This window comes from Fructilactobacillus sp. X7R4C1 (assembly GCF_059901115.1).
The window spans coordinates 209,385-230,348 of sequence record NZ_JBWXVD010000002.1; the positions used below are offsets into that span (position 1 = coordinate 209,385).

The following is a 20,964-nucleotide window of genomic DNA, read 5'->3' on the forward strand; positions in this document are numbered from 1 at the left end:
ACAATGACTTTCACATAGGGACGATTTATTCGCGGTTCCACCCTACTTCTGAACTTAATCAGCAACTCGAGATTAAATGGCTCCGAAAGTGCCAATTTATACCCACATTAACCATTTCCCACTAACATGGTTTCACTGAAATGTGATAAGCATAAAACTTCTTTCATCAACACCAATTATTTAACTACTATAATTATAAAATTATCACACAAAACAGTCAACGGTTAACCATCAATTAAGGTTGATTTTCCAATTGTTCATCTGATCTAAAAATTTTTTACTCTTTAAATTTAGTCCAACAGAACTATCGTAAATTTTATCAATCACACTGCGAATTTTCTTTTTAGTTTTGTTATTAACCTGAATGTTACCAATCTTTTTTAAGTTAACCGCAGAAAATAAGCGAAGATAGTAAATTGTTTTTTGATCGAGATGCATTCGATGAGGATCAAGATGAAAATGATCCTCACAAATAATTCCTCCATACTCTTCTGAATAATCAAACTTTTTATTGGTTTGATGACAAATAACACAGGATTTAAATTCAGGTGCTACCCCAAAAGCAGGAAGAAGTTGAATCTCAATGATATTGGTAATTACTTCAGCATCAAAACCACTGTTAATCATATTTAAAGCATAGTATAAACGATTAAACCAATCGTTTATCTTAACTCCCTCAGGAAATGCCGCATCCACTAACGTCATAATGTAAGTAGCGTACGCATCTAAATAAATATCATTTGCAATCTGTTCAAAATGCTTAACCTCATTACCACTACTAATGTACGACAATCCTTCTGATTTGAGCGTGCCCTCGTACGTACCAAAGCTAAATGGCAAAATATCACCTGCCATTTTAAAGTTCGCTTTATTGGCTCCTCTAATAAAAAACATTTTGAGCCCAGCTTCTGCCGTCAAAAATTTCACCAACATATCGTGCTCGCGATAGTTCTTACGATACAATAAAATTCCGTGAAAAGTTTGACTCCTTGGATTTACTGACAAAATATCACCTAGTAACTATCTTTTCGGTACCCTAATTGTCTTAAAGCTGATTCTTTTTCACGCCAACTTGGTTGAATTTTTACCCACAATTCAAGATAAACTTTGCTTCCAAGTAGAGTTTCAATCTCTTTTCTGGCCAATGTCCCAATCTTTTTCAGCATTCCACCATTCTTCCCAATCAAGATCCCGCGTTGGCCCTTTCGTTCAACAATAATATTAGCGTCAATATGAACGTTTCCATTATCTTGGGTCTTCATTTTTTCAACTTCAACTGCAACAGAATGTGGAATTTCTTGCCTCGTTAGTTCTAAAACTTTTTCGCGAATTAATTCGGAAACGATGAAACGTTCGGGATGATCGGTAATTTCATCGTCAGGATAATACTGCGGTCCTTCTGGCAACTTAGAAACCAAAGTAGTCAGTAATTCATCAACATTGTTCCCTTGAAGAGCAGAAATAGGAAACACATCAGCCCATTTATAAGCTCGTTTGTACGTGTCCATGATTGGTAATAAACTGTTCGGATTGACTTCATCAATCTTATTGATAACTAAGTAAACCGGACAATCCACTTTTTTTAATTGATCGATGATGTAATTATCACCAGCACCACGAGTTTCAGTAGCACTAACCATAAAAAGGACTGCATCGACCTCCTTTAAAGAAGAGAGAGCAGCGTCGTCCATATAATCATCCAACTTGTTTTTTGGTTTATGAATTCCGGGAGTATCAATGAAAACAATTTGTGCATCATCAGTGGTATAAATTCCCTGAATTTTGTTACGAGTGGTTTGTGCCTTGTCAGACATAATCGCAACCTTTTGCCCAATCACTCGATTTAAAAAGGTTGATTTCCCAACATTTGGACGTCCTACAATTGCTACAAATCCTGACTTATACTGTGCCTTTTCTGCCATATTTTCCCCTTTAGCTCATTAATTCAATAATTTTTGGAACGAAAACAATTAAACCTACAATGATCGCAAAAATTGCCGTTAAAACAACGCCACCAGCCGCAACGTCTTTAATTACCTTAACTCGTTCGTCGTAATGATGGTCCGCCATAAAATCCATGATCCTCTCAACAACGGTGTTAAGAATCTCACCCACAAGAACTAAAATAATTGCGGTAAACAGCCACATAAATTGTTCCAAACTAATTTTCAAAAGAAACCCAATTATTAGGGTAATAATGGCACTAGTTATATCAAACTTAAAGTTTCGTTCATGAACAAAAACCCATTTAATGCCATCAAACGCATGTCCAAAAGCCTGAAATATATTTTTATTTTTCCCAGTCTGTTTATTATCTTGTAAGTCCATAAGAGTCCATAATCTTTCTTTGAAGTGGGAACATGATGGCTTCATCCTCAGGCTTCATATGGTCATAACCATTTAGATGCAAAAATCCATGTACAACTAAAAAACCAAGTTCTCGATCATTTGAATGATTTAAAAAATCAGCCTGTTCAGCAACTTTATCAACACACACAAAAATATCCCCAATATTTTCAGGAATATCTTTTTTCATTTCATCATTCATGATTACGGGAAAATCATCATCACTCTGATCTTCAATCGCAAAACTAATCACATCAGTGGCCCGATCTACACCACGGTAGTCCCGGTTAATTTCCTTGATGCGATCATTGTTGACCAAAGTAACCGACATTTCGGTATTATTTTTTAAATCAATATACTTAGCGGCATAATTTAGAATATCTCTAATCAAATCAATTTTTTGGGGGTCGACCCCATCCTTAGTTTGATCATATATTTCCAGATCCATATCTATTCCCCATTATCATTTTTTTCGTAGGCATTAATGATTTTAGCCACAACTGGATGTCTAACTACATCATCAGCACTAAAGTTTACAAAATTAATATCATCAATATTTCTCAGGATTTTAGGAGCGGTGACTAATCCACTCCGGATTCTTCCGTTTAAATCAATTTGAGAAATATCACCATTAACAATCATTTTAGAACCAAAACCCAACCGGGTTAGAAACATTTTCATCTGAGCATTAGTAGTGTTTTGAGCTTCGTCTAAAATAACAAAAGAATTATCGAGGGTCCGACCACGCATATAAGCTAATGGCGCAATTTCGATAACGCCACGATCCATTAGCCTTTCAGTGTGATCAGATCCAAGGGTCGAATTCAGTGCATCGTACAGTGGTCGTAAATATGGATCAACTTTTTCTTTTAGGTCGCCAGGTAAAAAGCCTAAACTCTCACCCGCTTCAACAGCTGGTCTGGTTAAGACAATCTTATCAACGTCACCCTTTTTTAAAGCGGCAACTGCCATTACAACTGCTAGATAAGTCTTTCCCGTCCCAGCAGGTCCGATTCCAAAGGTGACATCATTATGCTTGATGGACTGAACGTACTGACGCTGCCCAAAATTCTTAACTCGAACTGGCTTCCCCTTATTATCCTTTAAAAGGACTTGATTATATAATTCTGGGAGAAAACCTAGAGTTCCTTTCTCAGCCATCTTCATTGCCGAAACAAAATCACTACCATTCAAAGTGATCCCAGAATGAACAAGTTCAAGCATTCCATTTAAAATATCAATGGTATTTTGAACCGCTTTCTGAGTGTCACCTTCAACCGTAATCTTACCACCAGAATGGCGAATAGAAGTTTCCATCCCCTGTTCTAGAATATCTAAAAAGGCATCTTGAGCTCCAAATAAAGCTGATTCATCATTTGGATTCTTTAACGTTAATTCTTTTTTAAATTCAAAATTATCTGTCAATCAAACAGGTTCCTTTCATATCAACTCAACTTTTACTTAAAATACTAGCATATAATTTGCCACTTACAAAGTAAAAGAACAAAAAGAACCCATTGACCATTCAATGAGTTCCCTTCTTAACTAAGCGCTTTATTAACAAGTTTATTAACAGTGTTGCCATCGGCTTGTCCTTTAACTTTACCCATGACAGCACCCATTACTTTGCCAAAATCGCTCTTGTTTGACGCACCAAGTTGCTTAACCGTTTCGTTAACAATTTTTTCAAGATCAGCTTCTGACATTTGCTTTGGGGCATAATTTTCAAGAATCTTTAGCTCATCTTCTTGCTCCTTCACCAAATCATCCCTGCCACCATCTTTAAACTCAGCAATCGAATCTTTGTGTTGTTTAACTTCTCGATTAACAACAGCCGCTTCTTCACTATCAGAAAGATCATGACCTAATTTAATCTTTTCATTCATTAAGTTCGACTTAAGCATTCTGACAATTGTCAGCTTAGTCTTATCATGATTCTTCATTGCATCTTTTAAATCATTATTTAATTCATTTGATAAAGTCATATTGGACCTCTTTTCGTCAATATAAAAAACGCTCCTGATCAGGGGCGTTTAATATTAGAAGCTGCGACGCTTCTTTTTCTTATTGTTACGTTTACGAGCTGCTTCTGATTTTAATTTACGTTTTACGCTAGGTTTTTCGTAAAATTCACGTTTACGGAATTCCTGAAGGGTACCGCTTTTTGAAACCGTGCGCTTAAAGCGTCGAAGAGCATCATCAAGAGATTCGTTTTTACGAACGACAGTTTTTGACATGATAAAATCCCTCCCTCCGAGCTTAAATGATACCGTCTGTAATCCTTAACGGTCAATATTAATTATACATTATGGCACGGAGCCCGTCAACGAGTCTGAACAAGAAATATGATAAAATGTTAACAAAGTAGGAGGTAAATATTATGGCAACTAATTTTAATGCATTTATCATTTCTGATTCAAGTGGTGCCACGGCAACTTCGATCGCCCGAACCGCTGCTTCTCAATTTCCAGAAGCAAACGCTAATTTTAAACGATACCCATTTACTCAAACGCAATCCATGCTCGATGGAATACTCAAACTTGCTAAAAAACAGGACGCCATCATTTTTCACACTTTAGTTGATCCAAGCCTGAGTAAAATGGTATCTCAATTTGCACTAGAAAATAACCTTTATAGTTTTGACTGCATTCAAAAACCCATTCAAATCATTTCTAAAAAACTTCATGAATCTGCTGCAGAGGTACCTGGCCTAGTTCACAACTTAAATGAAGACTACTTCAAACGGATCTCAGCAATCGAATTTGCGGTAGCTAATGATGACGGAAAACGACCTAATGACCTCAAAAAAGCTGATATCGTTCTTTTAGGAATATCAAGAACATCTAAAACGCCATTATCGCTATACCTTGCCAATCAAAACTTCTTGGTAGCAAACGTCCCAATCGGTCCTACCATCCAATTACCAGAAGAGGTTTATCAGATCGACCACAATAAAATATTTGGTTTAACCAATTCAGTTACCAATCTAAAAAAGATTCGGCAAGAACGGATGATTGCTTATGGGTTAGGCCCAAACACTCCATACTCGGACTCAAATCAAATAAAAAAAGAGCTTGACTATGCCAAGCAACTTTATCGAAAACTAAATTGTCTTCAAATTAACGTGTATAACAAGTCAATTGAAGAAACAGCTACCATCATAACTCAAAGTCTTAATATTAACGAACAAGATCATTAATCTTTTTAGCTTGATAATCTTCTTTAATATCCTCAATCATATCAGGATTAAATTTCTGTTCTTTTAACATTTTAATTTCATATTGATGAGGATTAATTTTAACATCCCCAATCTTAACAACCGGCGTCTCTAAAATCTTAGGAACTTGATCAAACTTGGGATACCGGGCTACATAATTTAAAGCATCAAATCCAATGGTCCCGAAACCAATGTTAGTATGACGGTCTTTATGGGATCCCATCGGATTTTTAGAATCATTTAAATGAATCACTTTGATTCGATTAATACCAATAACTTGATCGAACTCTTCCATAACCCCATCAAAATCATTTTTAATGTCATAACCAGCGTCGCTAGTATGACAGGTATCAAAGGTAACCGATAACTTATCATTCAAATTAACACCGTCAATAATCTCAGCAAGTTGTTCAAAAGTCGACCCGATTTCAGTCCCTTTTCCTGCCATTGTTTCAAGTGCAATTTGAATCTTTTGTTCTGGGGTGATTACTTCATTTAACCCTTTAATGATCTGCTTAATTCCGGCTTCAACGCCAGCACCAACATGTGCACCGGGATGCAAAACAATTTGATCAGCTCCCATTGCTTCAGATCGATCAATCTCTTGTTTAAGAAAATCAACCGCAAAGTGGAAACTTTGTGGCTTTTTTGTGTTACCTAAGTTAATGATGTAAGGTGCATGAACTACCACCTCACGTAAATCATGATCAGCCATGTAGTCGTGTGCTTGATCAATTTTAAGATTTGCAATCGGGGTCCTTTTTGAGCTCTGAGGAGCACCAGTGTATAACATAAAGACATTCTCACCATCGCGTTCGGCTTCTTTTGCGGATCCTAACATCATCTCTGGCTTTTTCATTGCAACATGTGAACCAATCAAAAATTCATCATTACTCATGTTTATCCCCCCATTACTTTAACAACTTGATTAGAAGCATCTCCATGCTCCCAACTACAAAACTTACTATAAAATTTCTTCATTTTTTGATGATACCCAGCAAACTTACCATTTTCATTAAAATTAGACAACTCTTCATAAAAAGAATTTTGATTTTGAACAATTGGACCAGGAGCATCGCTTAGAAAATCAAAATAAAATCCACGTAGTTCATCCTTATAATGCTTTAAGTCGTAAGTATAAAACAACATTGGCCGTTTTAGATTGGCATAATCAAACATTACTGAAGAATAGTCAGTAATGAGTAAATCTGAAATTAAGTATAACTCATTAATATCACGATCAGCTTCAATGTAAACTCGCTTTTCATACCCAGAAATATCAATTTGGTCCTTGACTAAGTAATGCGGACGAATAATTAAAACAGTGTCACTAGATACATGCTTAAAGAAACCTTTTAAAGAAAACGGTAACTCAAAGTTATAACTGCCCTTCTTTTGATAATCATCATCACGCCAAGTTGGTGCATACAAAATAACTTTAGAAGTCGAGTCACCAATAATTTTTTCTTTTAATTTTTTAACCTCACCTGAAGTATTTTTATGATATAAGACATCGTTTCTGGGATAACCAATTCGTAACGGAATATTTCTAAAATCAAAGGCGTGATCAAAGATTCGTTCTGAATACTGATTAGGCATAATTAAATAGTCCCACCGCTTGGCTTCTTTGACAAAATCATTATGGTATTGATTAGTGGAAACACCTGGAATCGCAACGTGTTTGATATCAATTCCTAATTTTTTTAACGGGGTTCCATGCCATGTTTGGATATAGGTGGTCCGCTTATTCTTTTTCCACCACTTCGGAAATCGGGAATTAAAAACCCAAAAGTCTGCCCTAGCAATGTGCCAAACCCACCTTGGAAAAAAACGCCGTAAAATCTTTATGTTGGGATACTTTTCGTGTAATTGTTTGTATTTGGAAGCTTTGACACCAAAATAGGCCCTTTTAGCATCATGAGGATGTTGCTTCACCCACGCAAGGTAAATGGCGGCTGGATTATCGTTTATATCCCTACCATTAAAACTTTCAAACATTACTTCATTTTTTTTAGTTGGTAAACAAATAAACCCATCGTTTAAAACGATGAGTCCAGCGCGAATAGTCAACTTAATCCCCTTAATTAACTTGTTTTTAATTTGTTTTCCATTCATGTTATTTTTACCTATACTAAATCAACAAAATGCGATCTAAACTTAAAGTGAAGATGAGATCCAATTAAAAAGAAAAATAACGTCATCAACCAAAAAATCACGGTTAACAGTGGCTTCTCCCAAAACCAGCTACTCGATAACATTGAATCCCGGAATCCTTGAACAATGTAAAAGAACGGATTCAACTCCAAAATTCTGATTAAAAATGGTGGAAATGATGCAGACGATTCAAAGTTAAATAGAACTCCTGAGATGTAGAATAGCATTCTCATAAACGATTGCAACATGACATGATAATCTCGGACCAAGACGGTAATGGTCGAATTAAAAATGCCAAAAGCAATTAACCAAGCAATCATGGCAATAAAGTAATAAATCCACTGGAACCAGAACAAACTCGGTCGAACTCCATAAAGATAACCAATTACAATTGAAAACGCCAACATTGTCCAAAAAGAACTCAAGTTACTGACTAACTTAATCGAAGGTAAAATGCTAATTGGAAACTTCATTTTTGAAACTAACCCAGCTCGTTGGTAAATACTCTTAGAGGCGTCTAGTGTAACTCGGTTCATAAAAAACCAAGGAGTAATCCCAATGACCATCCATGGGAGATAACTGCCGTTGTGTCCGGTACTACCCTTTAACCCCACACCAAAGACTAACCAGTAAATTGCAATTTGAATCAGCGGATAAAGATACTCCCAGACTAAGCCCAAATAATGACTTTGATACGTAGCCTTATCTTCATACTTTGAAATTCGAAAAATAATGCCCAAATTTTCAAATTGTTCCTTAAGTAAGGCCCAAACTTCCTTCAAGCTCAGCACTCTCCCTTTTCTGTTTATCTAATTATTTTGTAAAACATACTTTTTAATAACCCGTTCGGTTGCATACCCATCATTATAAGTGTTCCAGTGTTTATTAAAATTAGTAAAATCAATTTTTTGATTATCCACAATGGCTTTATTCAACTGATCAACCTTAGTGATTGGTTTAGATGGTAACCACTGTAAGAAATCCTTTTGAATTCCTGGGTCTTTTTCGTATTGTTCTAAATCAAACATAAAGAAAATCATTGATCGTGCTTGTGGCAATAAACTAAAATCAAAGGCAACTGAAGAATAGTCCGTTACGAGTGTGTCACAAACTGAAAGTAAATCAGACGTTGAAAGTTGATTATAAAAACGAATATTTCCGTTTGAAAACTTTCTAATACGTGCTTCCTGATCCCTGAGTAAGGGATGAAGTTTAACCACTGTAATCGCATTTGGATCGGCGGTCAATGCTTCGCCAATACTTTTTGGAGGTTCAAACTCTAAGCCATCCCGATATGTTGGAGCATACAAAATGACCCTTTTACCCTTTAATTCTGGAGCAACCTGATAAACACGATGTCTGGCAACTCTTCTCCAGCGTTCCTTAAACAATCGATCCGAACGTGGATAGCCTAAATATTTCATTTTACTAGGAACTTCATGATAACTGCGTTCAAAGATCTTTCCCATCGCTTTTGAAGCTACCACAAAGTCATCAAAATGATTGTATACACTTTGAAATCTAAGTCTATCGAAAAACGATCTTTTCTTGGTCGTGGGATCTTCCCATCCAAAACATTTAATGGCACCATCAGCATGCCACAATTGAACAATTCTCATCTTACTCTTTGGTCGTACTAAACCAGCCAAAAATGGGAAGTAATTATCACAGAACAAAACTCGAGCTGACATTAATTGAGGAACGGTAAATAACGCAAATTTAGCGTTTTCATTAAAGGGAATCGTCTTGATTCCAAAGGCACTCAAATCAGTTGCTGCAGCTTCAATTTCGGGTTCGTATAATACGACTAATTCTTGTCCAATGGGCGTGTTAGTGGCAATCTGTTTAATCAACCTAAGGTTATTATCGAAACTCATAACATAATATATATTTTTCTTTGGTCGAAAATAAAAAATTGCAGAAACTATTTTAATTAACCATGTATACATGACTTTCACTTAAACCACCATTTTCAATAATTACAATGAGACATTATATCATAAAGAAAAAAACGGGACACTCTAACTTAATAAGCTATTTTCGCTTCTTTTCATAGAAATTCCCTAGTACCTTATCAACATCCACAACCACTCCAAATGAATCTGGATCAGATTCATTTAAAGCCGCTTCAAATTCGGTCATTTCATATCGTGAAATTGAGGTGAACAAAACCGACTTTTTTTTATGGTTATAGGCTCCTTCAGCATTATGAATAATCGTAATACCTCTCCTAAGGTGATTTTGAATACTATCAACCACCGTCTTAGGACGATCAGTAACTACCATTACTTGCACGATTTGTTGCCTTGTATATGCCAGATCCATCGCTTTCGCGTTAACTAGGACTCCAATTGCTGAATAAAAGGCATAGGGCCAACCATAAAAGAATCCCGCTGATAAGATGATAAAAGTATTGAATATCAGATTAATTGTCCCAATTGATTTACCGGTTTTACGTTGGATAACAATTCCTAAGATATCTAACCCACCAGTAGAAATCCCATTTTTAAGCGACAGACCCACTCCAAATCCGTTAATGGCACCACCAAAGATAGCACAAATCAATGGATCCGTTGTCAGAGTCAGTGGCCGTAATATTTTGATCATAACACTGGCAACCACAACGGAAACGAACGTAAACATGGTAAACTGATGACCAATTTGTTTCCAAGACAAAATAAACATTGGAATGTTCAGTAAGAAAAGTCCCAAAGCAGCTGAAATTGTAAATGGAAAATACCGTTCTGTAAGAGTATCCAATAGCTGTGCAAAACCGGTAACTCCTGAAGAATAAATGTGTCCGGGAGTCCAAAAGAAATTCATCGCAATTGAAACCATGATTCCGTACACGAAGGCGGTCGAGAACTTAGATATGTACTGATGTCGCTTTAAAATTTTCTGTACGTCGTCCATTTAAGTAACCCCTGATCATTTAGAAATTCATAACTAGTATACCATTCCAAAATTTAAAAAAAATAAAAAGTTGTGGGGTTACCACAACTTTTAGCTAATATTTAATTATCCCTTTTATCAACTGAAATGCCTAATTCATCTAACTGTTTGTCAGAAACAGGTGTAGGAGCACCAGTCAATGGTTCAACTGCCTTTGAATTCTTAGGGAAGGCAATTACATCTCGAATATTACCACGATGTGCTAATAACCTAGCAAAACGATCTAATCCAATTGCCAAACCACCATGTGGTGGAAAACCATAATCCAATGCTCTAAGGAAATACCCAAATTGATTCTCCGCACTTTCCTTAGTAAATCCGAGGGCTTTAAACATCTTTTCTTGAAGATCACGGGTATGAATACGAATTGATCCTCCACCAAGCTCCAGTCCATTCAGAATAATATCATAACTTTGAGCATGCGCTTTGTGGGGATCTTCTCCATCATTTAGGTAATGTTCGTCACCTACATTTGGCATCGTAAATGGATGGTGAGCAGCAACCCAACGCCCAGCACCCTCATCATATTCAAATAGTGGCCAATCAACAATCCAAAGGAAATTATACTTGTCTTCTGGAATCATATTTAACTCGTTGGCAATGGCAACCCGGAGATATCCTAAAGTATCAGCCACTACCTTACTCCGATCAGCAGCAAATAATAACAAGTCACCGTCTTTTGCCCCAGTGGCTTTTTTAATTTTACTTACCATTTCTGGATCTTTAAAGAATTTAGCGATTGGGCCAGAAAATCCATCATCAGTGACTTTCATCCATGCAAGTCCCTTAGCGCCAAAACGCTTTACGTATTCACCGTACTTATCAATATCTTTTCTTGAGAATTTTGCTGCACCACCAGAAACAGCAATGGCTTTAACCTGACCACCATCTTTAATTGCTGAATCAAACACCTTAAAGTCGGACTCAGTAACTACGTCCGAAAGATCCTTTAATTCCATCCCAAAGCGAGTATCCGGTTGATCTGTACCAAATCGGTCCATTGATTCCTGCCAAGTAATCCTCTCAAAGGGCAAATTAACATCAACGTCAACCGTATCTTTCATGACCTTTTTAATTAATCCTTCTGTGATTTTCTGAATTTCTTCAGCAGAAAGAAATGAGGTTTCCATATCAATCTGGGTAAATTCTGGTTGACGATCACCCCGTAAGTCTTCATCTCTGAAGCACCGTGCAATTTGATAATAGCGATCAAATCCAGCTCCCATTAGTAATTGTTTAAACTGCTGCGGAGACTGAGGTAATGCATAAAATGATCCCGGATATACTCTTGATGGGACTAGGTAGTCTCTTGCTCCCTCTGGAGTTGAAACCGTTAGATCAGGGGTTTCAATATCGATAAATCCATTCTCGTCAAAATACTTGTGAGTAGACTGTAAGATCCGATTCCGGATCAATAATCCCTTTTGCATCACTGGACGTCTAAGATCAAGATAACGATACTTTAATCTTAAGTCATCAGATGCATTGATATCATTTTTGATTTCAAATGGGGTTTGCTTGGAGGTGCTTAAAACCTTAGCGTCAGAAACATCAACTTCAACTTTTCCGGTATGGATATCCGAATTAATTTCTTTTTCTGCTCTAGCAACCACTCTTCCTTTAATCTGGATAACATACTCATTTTTAACTGATTCGGCTACTTTAAAGGCTTCTTTGCCATTTTTTTCATTAAAAACCAACTGAACGATCCCAGCACGATCACGTAAGTCAATAAAAATAAGACTTCCCAAGTTACGCTTTTTAGCAACCCATCCATCTAAGACTACTTCTTGATCTAAATAATCCTCGTTAACGTTTCCAGCATACGTTGTTCGCTTCATGTACTAATCTTCCTCTCATTTAGTTGAGTCAAAAGCATAAAAAAAGCGCACCATGTAATCACAAGGGCGCAATTAGCACGGTACCACCTTTTTTAGTTTCTTTTGTTTATTCATTTTACCTCGATGCGTCTTCACCATTTTTAGGACACGCCCTCTCAGCACTTGGACGTTCTCTTCAGACCACTAAACGGTTACTATTCATCGTCAACAGCATTTTAAATCACTTTAAGACTAATAAAACCCACATAAATTGTCAAGATTCTAGTGAATATTTTTATTATATGCTTAAACAAAAAGTCAAAAAGTTATACTATTATGAGTAATCGTATCATTAATGAGGTCGAAAAGATGAATATAAATTTATACATAAAAAATAAACGCGGTTTTTACACTACTTTGATAATTGTGGGCGTAACCTTGATTATCCTTTTAGTTATGTTAATAAAAAATAATGTCAGTATTGGCTTTAATAACCTGGACATAAAATCCGGTCCAGGGATTGAATATCGTACGGTCAAAACCATTAACCGAGGAACTAGACTTCAAATTCTAAGTGAAAAAGACAACTGGTACAGAGTTGTATATCAAAACCAAAAGATTGGTTGGGTACCTACTTGGTTAGTCAATAATCGTAAGCTTAATAAAGCCACTAAACTATCAGAAACAACCATCGTCTTAGACCCTGGTCATGGAGGAAGTGACTCGGGTGCACTATCAACCAGCGGGCAAAAAGAAAAAAACTACACCCTTAAACTAGCCCAACAAGTCGCAAATAAGCTGCGTAATCGTGGTGCGCATGTTATCATGACAAGGGATTCAGATAAGACGGTTAGTCTATACAAACGACCCGATTTTTCAACTGATAATCATGCCAATTTCTTCGTGAGTTTCCATTTTGATTCATCCAGTACCGATAATACCGCAAGTGGATTTACCAGCTACTACTATCATTCAGGAAAGTCAAAACAACTGGCATCTGACATCAATTCCAATATGGATGATGTTCCCCTTAATAATCGTGGTGTCCAAGTTGGTAACTATTTAGTGATTAGGGATGTCTCAATCCCATCGGTTTTACTCGAAATGGGATACATTAATAATGACCATGACTTTAGTAAGATTAAAAATGCTAGTTACCAAAATCTCGTTGCAAATGATGTAACCAATGGAATCAATAATTATGTAAACAAGACTTATTAGAAGGGAGTTTACTATGAAAAAATTAAATCAAGATTGGATTACTCAATTACCATTAAAGAACGTTGAATCGTTAACTCCGGTTTCAGGCGGAGACATCAATGACTCATATCAAGTTAAAACTCCAGATAAAACTTATTTTATGAAGGTCCAGCCTAATCGTGGAAAAGTATTCTTCGATCATGAAGTTGAAGGAATTCACTTGTTATCGAAAGCGGCCAACGTCCCAACGGTAGTAGCATCTGGTGAAATTGATGGTGACGGCTTTTTAATCCTGGATTGGATTGACGTTGGTTCTGGAAACCAATACAATCTTGGTAAAATGGTCGCAAACGTTCATAAAATTCATAACGATCAGTTTGGATTAGACCAAAACTTTGATGCTGGAAAAATACCAAAAAATAACACCTGGCAAGATACTTGGCAAAAATTCTACGTTGAACAACGCATTGATCCGTTGGTAAAAATAGCAAAAGAAAAGGGCCGCTGGAATGATTCCAGAGACCAACATTACCAAGTCATGAGACAACAAATTATTGACTACTACACAAAACATCCCAGTATCCCAAGCCTGCTCCACGGAGACCTCTGGTCTGGGAATGCTATTTTTACAGCTAATCATGAGCCCATGTTGATTGATCCAGACGTCTACTTTGGCGACCGTGAGTATGACCTTGGTGTAACAACCGTCTTTGGTGGATTTAACCGCGATTTCTACCGCGGTTACAATGACACCTATCCAATTGAACCGGGTTTTGAAAACCGGGTCGGTTGGTACCGCTTCTATTACTCACTAATGCACGTTGTATTATTTGGGGAAACATTTGGGCCCTTATTAGACGGCGTGCTAAGTTCATTTAATTAAACTTAACATATCGTTAAAATCATGAACTACGTAATCTGGTTCTCCTGGTTCAACAATTACGTAGTCAGGATCGAAAAGGATGGTTTTAATTCCGGCATTATGACCAGCATCAACATCTAAACGTCGATCACCAATCATAAAAGTATCAGAGCGATCTAAATTCATCTTTTCAATTAAATAATTCAAAGACCCCGGATCAGGTTTCCTTTTAAAAGACTGTTTGCTGGTAACAAAACCAGTAAACAGTCTTTTTAAGTCAAAATGATCAAGTAGAATTAATGCTTGGTCATCTCTATGAGTTAAAAGTCCGTTCTTTCCATCCGTTTCCAAAACTTTTAACAAAACAGATTGAACCCCTTTAAATGGCTTTGCTAACATAACTTCATCAACTTCAAACTTTTTATAGTCTTTTAGAAATTGATCTCGATTAAGATTAAATTCAGCGCAATATTTGGTCTCAGCCGAGCCCAATGAATGAACTCGCATATCTTCGTAGATTGACTCAGGATCAAAGTTAACATCACTCACTCCATTCTCAGCTAACGCCTTACAAAACGAAGTCACCATGTACGGGTAAGTATTAAAAAGTGTCCCATCAAAATCCCAAACTGCATTTGTCATGTTAAATCTTTCCTTTTTTCTGATAATTCAAAATAAATGTGGCAGGACCATGGTTCTCTAAATCAACGTTCATATCGGCACCAAACACGCCAGTTTCAACTTTCAATCCGATCTCTCTGAGTGCGTCATTAAACTTTTCGTAAATGAGTTTAGCGTGCTCAGGATTACCAGCTCCAGTGAAAGTTGGACGATTTCCCTTTTTGGTGTCAGCAAGCAATGTAAATTGCGAAACAGAAAGAATTGAGCCGTTAACTTGCTGGATGTTTAAATTCATCTTGCCATTCTCATCTTCAAAAATCCTTAGATGAGCAACCTTATGAACAAGATGATCAATTTCATCTTGTCCATCGGAATCTGTAACCCCAACTAAGATCATATATCCGTTGCCGATTTTCCCGTTTATTTTACCATCAATACTTACGCTTGCATGGTTAACTCGTTGAATCACTAATTTCAATCTTTTTCATCCTTCCGTTCGTTTAACCTCATAAACATCAGGAACAGCACTCACACTATCAATAATGCGATTTAGCTGTTGAATATTTCTTACGCCCACAGAGACCCGGATAGAAACAAGGTCCTCGTGAATGACCTTTCCTTCAACTGAATTCAAATTCTTAGTAGCAGAATTAACTCGTTTTAAGATATCGTTTAAAAGACCACTTCGGTTGTACCCTTGAATCTCTAAATCACTACTATAAGTAATGACATTATTATCAGTCTTACGCCAACTAAGATTAATAATTCGATTATTACCATTCTTTGCTTGAATTAAGTTAGGACAATTACTTCTATGAACTGAGATACCATTTCCCATGGTGATGTATCCTTCAATGTCATCTCCTGGAACCGGATCACAACAACGACTGATATGAACTAATAGGTTGTCAACGCCTTGAATCTTGATGTTATCTTCTGGTTTCTTTCCTTGTTCTGCGTCCTCACTCTCATGTGAGATGGTTTTATGACCTTCTAATACATCACGTTCGGCATCTTTTTGTCTTTTCTTCTCAATTTCATCTTTTTCTGGTTCTAGTAAACGATTAACAACTCCGTTAGGTTGAATATCACCAAACCCAATGGCTGCATATAAATTATCGATACTTGTATAATGCATTTCATTGATAACACGGGATAAATTATCATCAGTTAAAATGGTAGCCGGATCAAATCCGGAATCGACAATTTCTTTTTCAAGTATTTCTCTTCCAGAATTAATGTCATCATCATGACTACTCCGTTTGAAAAATTGCTTAATCTTATGCTTAGCACGACGCGTTTTAACCATGCCCATCCAGTTCTTGCCAGGGCCGTCGGAACTACTGGAAGTGATAATATCAACAATATCACCATTTTTAATTTCATAATCTAGGGGAACTAATTTACCATTAACTCGTGCCCCTGTGGTTGAATTACCAACATCCGTATGAATTGAGTAAGCCATATCAATCGGAATTGACCCCTTGGGTAATTCAATAACATCACCTGATGGAGTAAAGGCATAAACTCGGTCGCTAAATAAATCCCCTTGGACACTATCCATGAAATCAGAGGCGTCCTCTGACTCCTCTTGAATTTCAATGATCTTTTTAAAAAGATTGAGTTGAACATTGTTTTTATTACTTTTAACTTCGTCCTTTTGCCCTTCTTTATAAGCCCAGTGAGCAGCAACACCATATTCAGCAATTCGATGCATTTCCTCAGTTCGAATTTGAATTTCAAGCGGTTTACCTTCAGGACCAACAACTGTAGTATGCAACGATTGATACATATTAGGCTTGGGCATTGCAATGTAATCCTTAAACCGATCTGGGAACGGTTTCCATTCAGTGTGGATTGCACCTAAAACTGCATAACAATCCTTTACCGATTTCACAATCACCCGAACAGCTAGTAAATCATAGATTTCTTTAAAATCTTTATGTTTATCATGCATCTTACGATAAATGGAGTAGATATGTTTAGGCCTTCCATAGACTTCTCCCTTGATTCCCAGCCCCTTAATCGCTTGTTGCACCTTTTTTACGGCATTATCAACGTATGCCACTCGCTCATTCCGCTTGGAATTCATCAAATCAACAATTTGATAATAATCATCAGGCTTTAAGTAACGCAAAGAAAGATCTTCTAATTCCCACTTAATCGTTCCAATTCCGAGCCGATCAGCTAAGGGGGCATAGATATCTAAAGTTTCTTGAGCAATTCGCTTTTGCTTATCTGGGCGAAGAGCATCTAACGTTTCCATGTTATGCAATCGATCCGCTAATTTAACAATCATTACTCGAATGTCTTTGCACATTGCTAGTAATAGTTTCCGGTGATTTTCAGCAAGTTGTTCTTTACTCGATTTATACTTAATCTTACTAAGCTTTGAAACTCCATCAACGATTAATGAAACATGTTTACCAAAAAGTTCAGTAACATCTTCAATCGTTGCACCGGTGTCTTCAACCACATCATGAAGAAAACCAGCCGTGATCGTTTCTGCATCCATATGAAGATCAGTTAAAATGCCTGCCACCTCAACAGGATGATTAATATAAGGCTGCCCAGAAGCACGTTCTTGCCCCTCATGAGCAATTTTGGCAAATTTATATGCTTTTTTTATCATTTGAACATCACTATCATCAAGATACTCAGAAGCATCACGAAAGATTTCTTGTGGTGTCCATTCTTTAATTTTCGACATTATATCCTACTCACCTTGTTTTAATTCTAATATAGTTGAAACGGCTGATAAAAAATATAAAGGTGCTGATTCAGTTCGCAAAATCCTCGGCCCTAATCCGACGGGCACAAAACCATCTTGCTTTAATTGTTCGATTTCTTTAAGTGAAATTCCACCTTCAGGTCCAAAAAAAGCGGTCAAGCTTTTGCCAGGCTTCATTTTCGACACACATTCATACAATTTACTGTTTTCACCCTGTTTAGCCGATTCCTCATAGGCCACAACTTTTTGATCACTACTAAGTTTTTTTACCGTAGTGATTGAATCGATGTACTTCACCATTGGAATAACATTTCGGTGAGATTGTTCGGCAGCACTTTGAGCGATTTTTTGAAGTCTCTTAATCTTCTTCGGTGCCTTATTCCCCCATTTAGCAATTGACCACTCAGTAGGCACAAAAATAATCTCACTGACCCCCATTTCGGTTGCCTTTTGCGTGATGAGGTCGGCTTTGCTCGCCTTCGGGATTCCACAAATAATCGTTACTTTAACCGGAAGTTCAGTATTTTGACTAGTTACATCAACAATCTTAATTGTTGAGGCCGTTTCATCAACTAATTCCCCAATATAAATAATATTTTGACTAGAAACAAACTCAGCCTTGGTTCCAGCTTTTGCTCTCATAACCCCAACAAAATGATGTGTCACATCGTTTGGAAGTTTAACAATTTGACCCACTTTTAGTGGCTTATCTAAAAAGTAGTGTTGCAATTAATTAACCTCAATATCTTTCTTTGCAATTACTGATCGCCAATCATCCATACTTAAAACTTGATCAACCTTAAAATGATGTTTTTTTAGCGCGTCAATCACTAGCTCTAATTTATCGGCAATAATACCGGAAGTAATGAACACGCCACCTTCATTTAAACATTGTTCTGCTTGCGGGATTAACGGAATGATAATCTCAGCTAAAATATTAGCTACCACAATATCTGCTTTTTCATCGATTCCATTTAACAAATTATTAACACTAACGTTGATTCCCTTCATCCCAGAATTTAATTCAATGTTTTTTTCAGCTGATTTAACGGCCACCTTATCGACATCATAAGCATTTATATTGCCAGCACCAAGTTTCCTCGCTGCAATACATAGCACTCCAGATCCAGTTCCAACGTCAAACACTCTTTCTTTTCCTCTAATAACAATCTCAAGTGCTTGCATGGCAAGTTTAGTAGTAGGATGGGTGCCTGTTCCAAATGCCATTCCAGGGTCTAATTTTACCATCAACTCGTCAGAGCTTTTGACATCATAGTCTTCCCAACTTGGGACAACGGTTAAAAATCGTGTCACCCGTTCTGGATGATAATACTTTTCCCAGGATGTCGCCCAATCCTCATCTTTTACATCATGAACATTTATCACATTTTTACCAGGATTCAAACCGAACCGCGTTAAATCAGCAACTTTTTCATGAATCTTTTTTACGGTCGCATCTACCTCAATATCATCCTGAAAATAAGCACTTACTTTAGCGTTAACTAGATCGTTATCAGCTTTAGAATCTCCCAATTCATACTGATCCCAATTAGATTCTCGTTTTAAAACCTCATAATCATTTCTATCATTAATCTGAACTCCATTTGCTCCAAAGTCCATTAAAATATTAGCGACCGCATCAACTGCTTCGTGACTGGTTTCAACTGAAATCTCGACTAAGTTCATTGTTATCCCTCATTCTTTTTATAAAAAAAGCACCCGTTAATTGGATGCATTATTTTTATTGCCCTCAATTTTTTTAAGCTTCTGCTCGTGTTGTTTCAAATGACCAGCCAAATACTTAAGCAATCCTCGTTCTGTCTTAAAAATCCGAGGATGCTTTTGTTTATGCAATCGAAGATCAATTTCCTTAATTCTTTGTCGCCCTGTCCATCCATGGCCATAACGAATAATGAGCCGATTATTTAAATTATCTTTACCGAAGCGAAATACATAGACGTTATCTGGAGTAATTAACGGTCTGATATATGTTTTTTTGTAATGATATCCTTGATCGCGCAAAAATCTTTTAGTTTGATCTAACATATTCATCCTCCTCTCATATTTTTAATAAAACTCGTTCTTAAAACCTTTAGTCTATATCATAATGGAGATATATTTAATTGGCAAGCATCTAACTTCCAGCAAACAAAAAGACGTGTATCGCCACGTCTTAATATAAACATTCAAACTATAAACTAAACAATTTGACAGAATTCAATTTTTTCGTGGTTAGGCCCATAAATGTTAAAGAAACGGATTCCCTTATCCCAGAATGGACGAGTATCAATTTCATCTTCCTGAACATCTAAGCCCATTTTCTTAGCTTCTTTAAACGCTGCGTCAGCATCAGTAGTGTTTAATGAGATATGGTTAATAGCGCCATCTTTATCAGCAACTGGATCGCCCTCCCATGTCTCAATCATTAAATTGCCATACTTCATAAAAGCACAACGATTTCCTTGATACATGAATTGACCAGCTTTATCAAAACCTAACTTCTTATAAAAATCAATCGTTTCATCTAAATCTTTTGCTGGAATACCAACATGTTGGATGCCGGTAAAGTAATTACTAAGTGCCATAATAATTCTCCTTATGATATATTTTTCACCATATGTGAAATCTCTAACAACTACATTGTAAGACATTAATGATAAATAATAAAGCCATCATCCTAGTTTATTTTATTAATTTAGCACTCACAATTTCATTCCATTTAAGAATTTGGTCTCCCACAATTACTAAGTTCTTATAATACCCTTTCATCCTACCGATAATTTGTTCCACTTTTAGTTCGTTTTTGTCATAATAAGCATACTGTAGTTCCACTCTCAGTCGACTGACAAACGATTTTTGCAGAATTTCATCAATTTTTGAGTGATCCATCTGATCATCTAATTTTCTGGTTTGCTCATTATCCTTTTCTTTCTTTATTTGATTTAGTTTACTGGTATGATCTGATAAAAAATAACCCTGCCATTTTTTAATCCCACGATCATGATAATCAAACTTAAAAAAATCATGTACAGCTTCTTCGTTCATAACGTTCTCCTAACTT

At 36.6% G+C, this 20,964-nt stretch carries 24 protein-coding genes; 3 read left to right on the forward strand and 21 right to left on the reverse strand.

What is annotated here, in order from left to right; translation table 11 throughout:
• Positions 1 to 231: 231 nt before the first annotated feature.
• From recO to rpsU, 7 genes are all read right to left on the reverse strand, one after another.
• On the reverse strand, positions 232 to 1,005 hold the full coding sequence (recO, locus tag AC6UC9_RS03070; protein ID WP_500701107.1) for a DNA repair protein RecO: 774 nt from the start codon (positions 1,003 to 1,005) through the stop codon (positions 232 to 234).
• Positions 1,006 to 1,013: 8 nt separating this feature from the next.
• On the reverse strand, positions 1,014 to 1,922 hold the full coding sequence (gene era / locus AC6UC9_RS03075) for a GTPase Era (RefSeq protein ID WP_500693803.1): 909 nt from the start codon (positions 1,920 to 1,922) through the stop codon (positions 1,014 to 1,016).
• Between the two features lie 10 nt (positions 1,923 to 1,932).
• Positions 1,933 to 2,328, reverse strand: a complete 396-nt coding sequence (locus AC6UC9_RS03080) for a diacylglycerol kinase family protein (RefSeq protein WP_500701108.1) — start codon at positions 2,326 to 2,328, stop codon at positions 1,933 to 1,935.
• Positions 2,312 to 2,794 carry an rRNA maturation RNase YbeY gene (gene ybeY, locus AC6UC9_RS03085; protein WP_500701109.1) on the reverse strand — a complete coding sequence of 161 codons (483 nt, stop codon included), beginning with the start codon at positions 2,792 to 2,794 and terminating at the stop codon, positions 2,312 to 2,314. Before ybeY ends, AC6UC9_RS03080 begins: the two co-directional genes overlap by 17 nt.
• Before the next feature lie 2 nt (positions 2,795 to 2,796).
• Positions 2,797 to 3,771 (reverse strand): PhoH family protein, encoded by a 975-nt coding sequence (locus AC6UC9_RS03090; RefSeq protein ID WP_500693806.1) that lies wholly within the window; start codon positions 3,769 to 3,771, stop codon positions 2,797 to 2,799.
• A 116-nt stretch (positions 3,772 to 3,887) separates the two neighbouring features.
• Positions 3,888 to 4,331: a GatB/YqeY domain-containing protein gene (locus AC6UC9_RS03095; protein WP_500701110.1), complete on the reverse strand. Its 444-nt coding sequence runs from the start codon at positions 4,329 to 4,331 to the stop codon at positions 3,888 to 3,890.
• Positions 4,332 to 4,385: 54 nt separating this feature from the next.
• Positions 4,386 to 4,583: a 30S ribosomal protein S21 gene (gene rpsU / locus AC6UC9_RS03100; RefSeq protein WP_039142968.1), complete on the reverse strand. Its 198-nt coding sequence runs from the start codon at positions 4,581 to 4,583 to the stop codon at positions 4,386 to 4,388.
• A 143-nt stretch (positions 4,584 to 4,726) separates the two neighbouring features.
• Between rpsU and AC6UC9_RS03105 the strand changes: the two genes are divergently transcribed.
• On the forward strand, positions 4,727 to 5,545 hold the full coding sequence (locus AC6UC9_RS03105) for a pyruvate, water dikinase regulatory protein (protein WP_500701111.1): 819 nt from the start codon (positions 4,727 to 4,729) through the stop codon (positions 5,543 to 5,545).
• Here the strand turns inward: AC6UC9_RS03105 and AC6UC9_RS03110 are convergent.
• The 6 genes from AC6UC9_RS03110 to aspS all read right to left on the reverse strand — a co-directional run bounded on the left by AC6UC9_RS03110 (position 5,526) and on the right by aspS (position 12,510).
• Positions 5,526 to 6,461: a deoxyribonuclease IV gene (locus AC6UC9_RS03110; protein WP_500693809.1), complete on the reverse strand. Its 936-nt coding sequence runs from the start codon at positions 6,459 to 6,461 to the stop codon at positions 5,526 to 5,528. The genes AC6UC9_RS03105 and AC6UC9_RS03110 overlap by 20 nt on opposite strands.
• A 2-nt stretch (positions 6,462 to 6,463) precedes the next feature.
• The gene (locus tag AC6UC9_RS03115) at positions 6,464 to 7,678 is read right to left on the reverse strand and encodes a CDP-glycerol glycerophosphotransferase family protein (protein ID WP_500701112.1); all 1,215 of its coding nucleotides are present in this window, start codon (positions 7,676 to 7,678) and stop codon (positions 6,464 to 6,466) included.
• 11 nt (positions 7,679 to 7,689) lie between these two features.
• Entirely contained in the window at positions 7,690 to 8,499 is an 810-nt protein-coding gene (locus tag AC6UC9_RS03120) for an ABC transporter permease (RefSeq protein ID WP_500693811.1), read from the reverse strand.
• Between the two features lie 27 nt (positions 8,500 to 8,526).
• Complete coding sequence (locus AC6UC9_RS03125; RefSeq protein ID WP_500695603.1) at positions 8,527 to 9,594, reverse strand: CDP-glycerol glycerophosphotransferase family protein; 1,068 nt, start codon at positions 9,592 to 9,594, stop codon at positions 8,527 to 8,529.
• Positions 9,595 to 9,751: 157 nt separating this feature from the next.
• A complete protein-coding gene (locus tag AC6UC9_RS03130; protein ID WP_500693813.1) occupies positions 9,752 to 10,630 on the reverse strand; it encodes a YitT family protein in 879 nt (292 codons plus the stop codon).
• Positions 10,631 to 10,731: 101 nt separating this feature from the next.
• The gene (aspS, locus tag AC6UC9_RS03135) at positions 10,732 to 12,510 is read right to left on the reverse strand and encodes an aspartate--tRNA ligase (protein WP_500701113.1); all 1,779 of its coding nucleotides are present in this window, start codon (positions 12,508 to 12,510) and stop codon (positions 10,732 to 10,734) included.
• Positions 12,511 to 12,858: 348 nt separating this feature from the next.
• On the opposite strand from aspS, the gene AC6UC9_RS03140 reads away from it, so the two are divergent.
• Both AC6UC9_RS03140 and AC6UC9_RS03145 read left to right on the forward strand, forming a co-directional pair.
• On the forward strand, positions 12,859 to 13,710 hold the full coding sequence (locus AC6UC9_RS03140; protein ID WP_500701114.1) for an N-acetylmuramoyl-L-alanine amidase family protein: 852 nt from the start codon (positions 12,859 to 12,861) through the stop codon (positions 13,708 to 13,710).
• A gap of 13 nt (positions 13,711 to 13,723) precedes the next feature.
• Positions 13,724 to 14,572 (forward strand): fructosamine kinase family protein, encoded by an 849-nt coding sequence (locus tag AC6UC9_RS03145; RefSeq protein ID WP_500701115.1) that lies wholly within the window; start codon positions 13,724 to 13,726, stop codon positions 14,570 to 14,572.
• On the opposite strand, the gene AC6UC9_RS03150 is transcribed toward AC6UC9_RS03145, so the two are convergent.
• The 8 genes from AC6UC9_RS03150 to AC6UC9_RS03185 all read right to left on the reverse strand — a co-directional run bounded on the left by AC6UC9_RS03150 (position 14,561) and on the right by AC6UC9_RS03185 (position 20,948).
• On the reverse strand, positions 14,561 to 15,193 hold the full coding sequence (locus tag AC6UC9_RS03150; protein ID WP_500701116.1) for an HAD-IA family hydrolase: 633 nt from the start codon (positions 15,191 to 15,193) through the stop codon (positions 14,561 to 14,563). The genes AC6UC9_RS03145 and AC6UC9_RS03150 overlap by 12 nt on opposite strands.
• Position 15,194: 1 nt before the next feature.
• A complete protein-coding gene (gene dtd, locus AC6UC9_RS03155; RefSeq protein WP_500701117.1) occupies positions 15,195 to 15,650 on the reverse strand; it encodes a D-aminoacyl-tRNA deacylase in 456 nt (151 codons plus the stop codon).
• A gap of 6 nt (positions 15,651 to 15,656) precedes the next feature.
• A complete protein-coding gene (locus AC6UC9_RS03160; protein WP_500701118.1) occupies positions 15,657 to 17,882 on the reverse strand; it encodes a RelA/SpoT family protein in 2,226 nt (741 codons plus the stop codon).
• A gap of 6 nt (positions 17,883 to 17,888) precedes the next feature.
• On the reverse strand, positions 17,889 to 18,632 hold the full coding sequence (locus AC6UC9_RS03165) for an RsmE family RNA methyltransferase (protein ID WP_500701119.1): 744 nt from the start codon (positions 18,630 to 18,632) through the stop codon (positions 17,889 to 17,891).
• Positions 18,633 to 19,589: a 50S ribosomal protein L11 methyltransferase gene (gene prmA / locus AC6UC9_RS03170; RefSeq protein WP_500701120.1), complete on the reverse strand. Its 957-nt coding sequence runs from the start codon at positions 19,587 to 19,589 to the stop codon at positions 18,633 to 18,635.
• Between the two features lie 36 nt (positions 19,590 to 19,625).
• Positions 19,626 to 19,949 carry a hypothetical protein gene (locus AC6UC9_RS03175; protein ID WP_500701121.1) on the reverse strand — a complete coding sequence of 108 codons (324 nt, stop codon included), beginning with the start codon at positions 19,947 to 19,949 and terminating at the stop codon, positions 19,626 to 19,628.
• A gap of 152 nt (positions 19,950 to 20,101) precedes the next feature.
• Complete coding sequence (locus tag AC6UC9_RS03180) at positions 20,102 to 20,488, reverse strand: VOC family protein (RefSeq protein ID WP_500693823.1); 387 nt, start codon at positions 20,486 to 20,488, stop codon at positions 20,102 to 20,104.
• A gap of 97 nt (positions 20,489 to 20,585) precedes the next feature.
• Entirely contained in the window at positions 20,586 to 20,948 is a 363-nt protein-coding gene (locus AC6UC9_RS03185) for a hypothetical protein (RefSeq protein ID WP_500693824.1), read from the reverse strand.
• Positions 20,949 to 20,964: the final 16 nt, after the last annotated feature.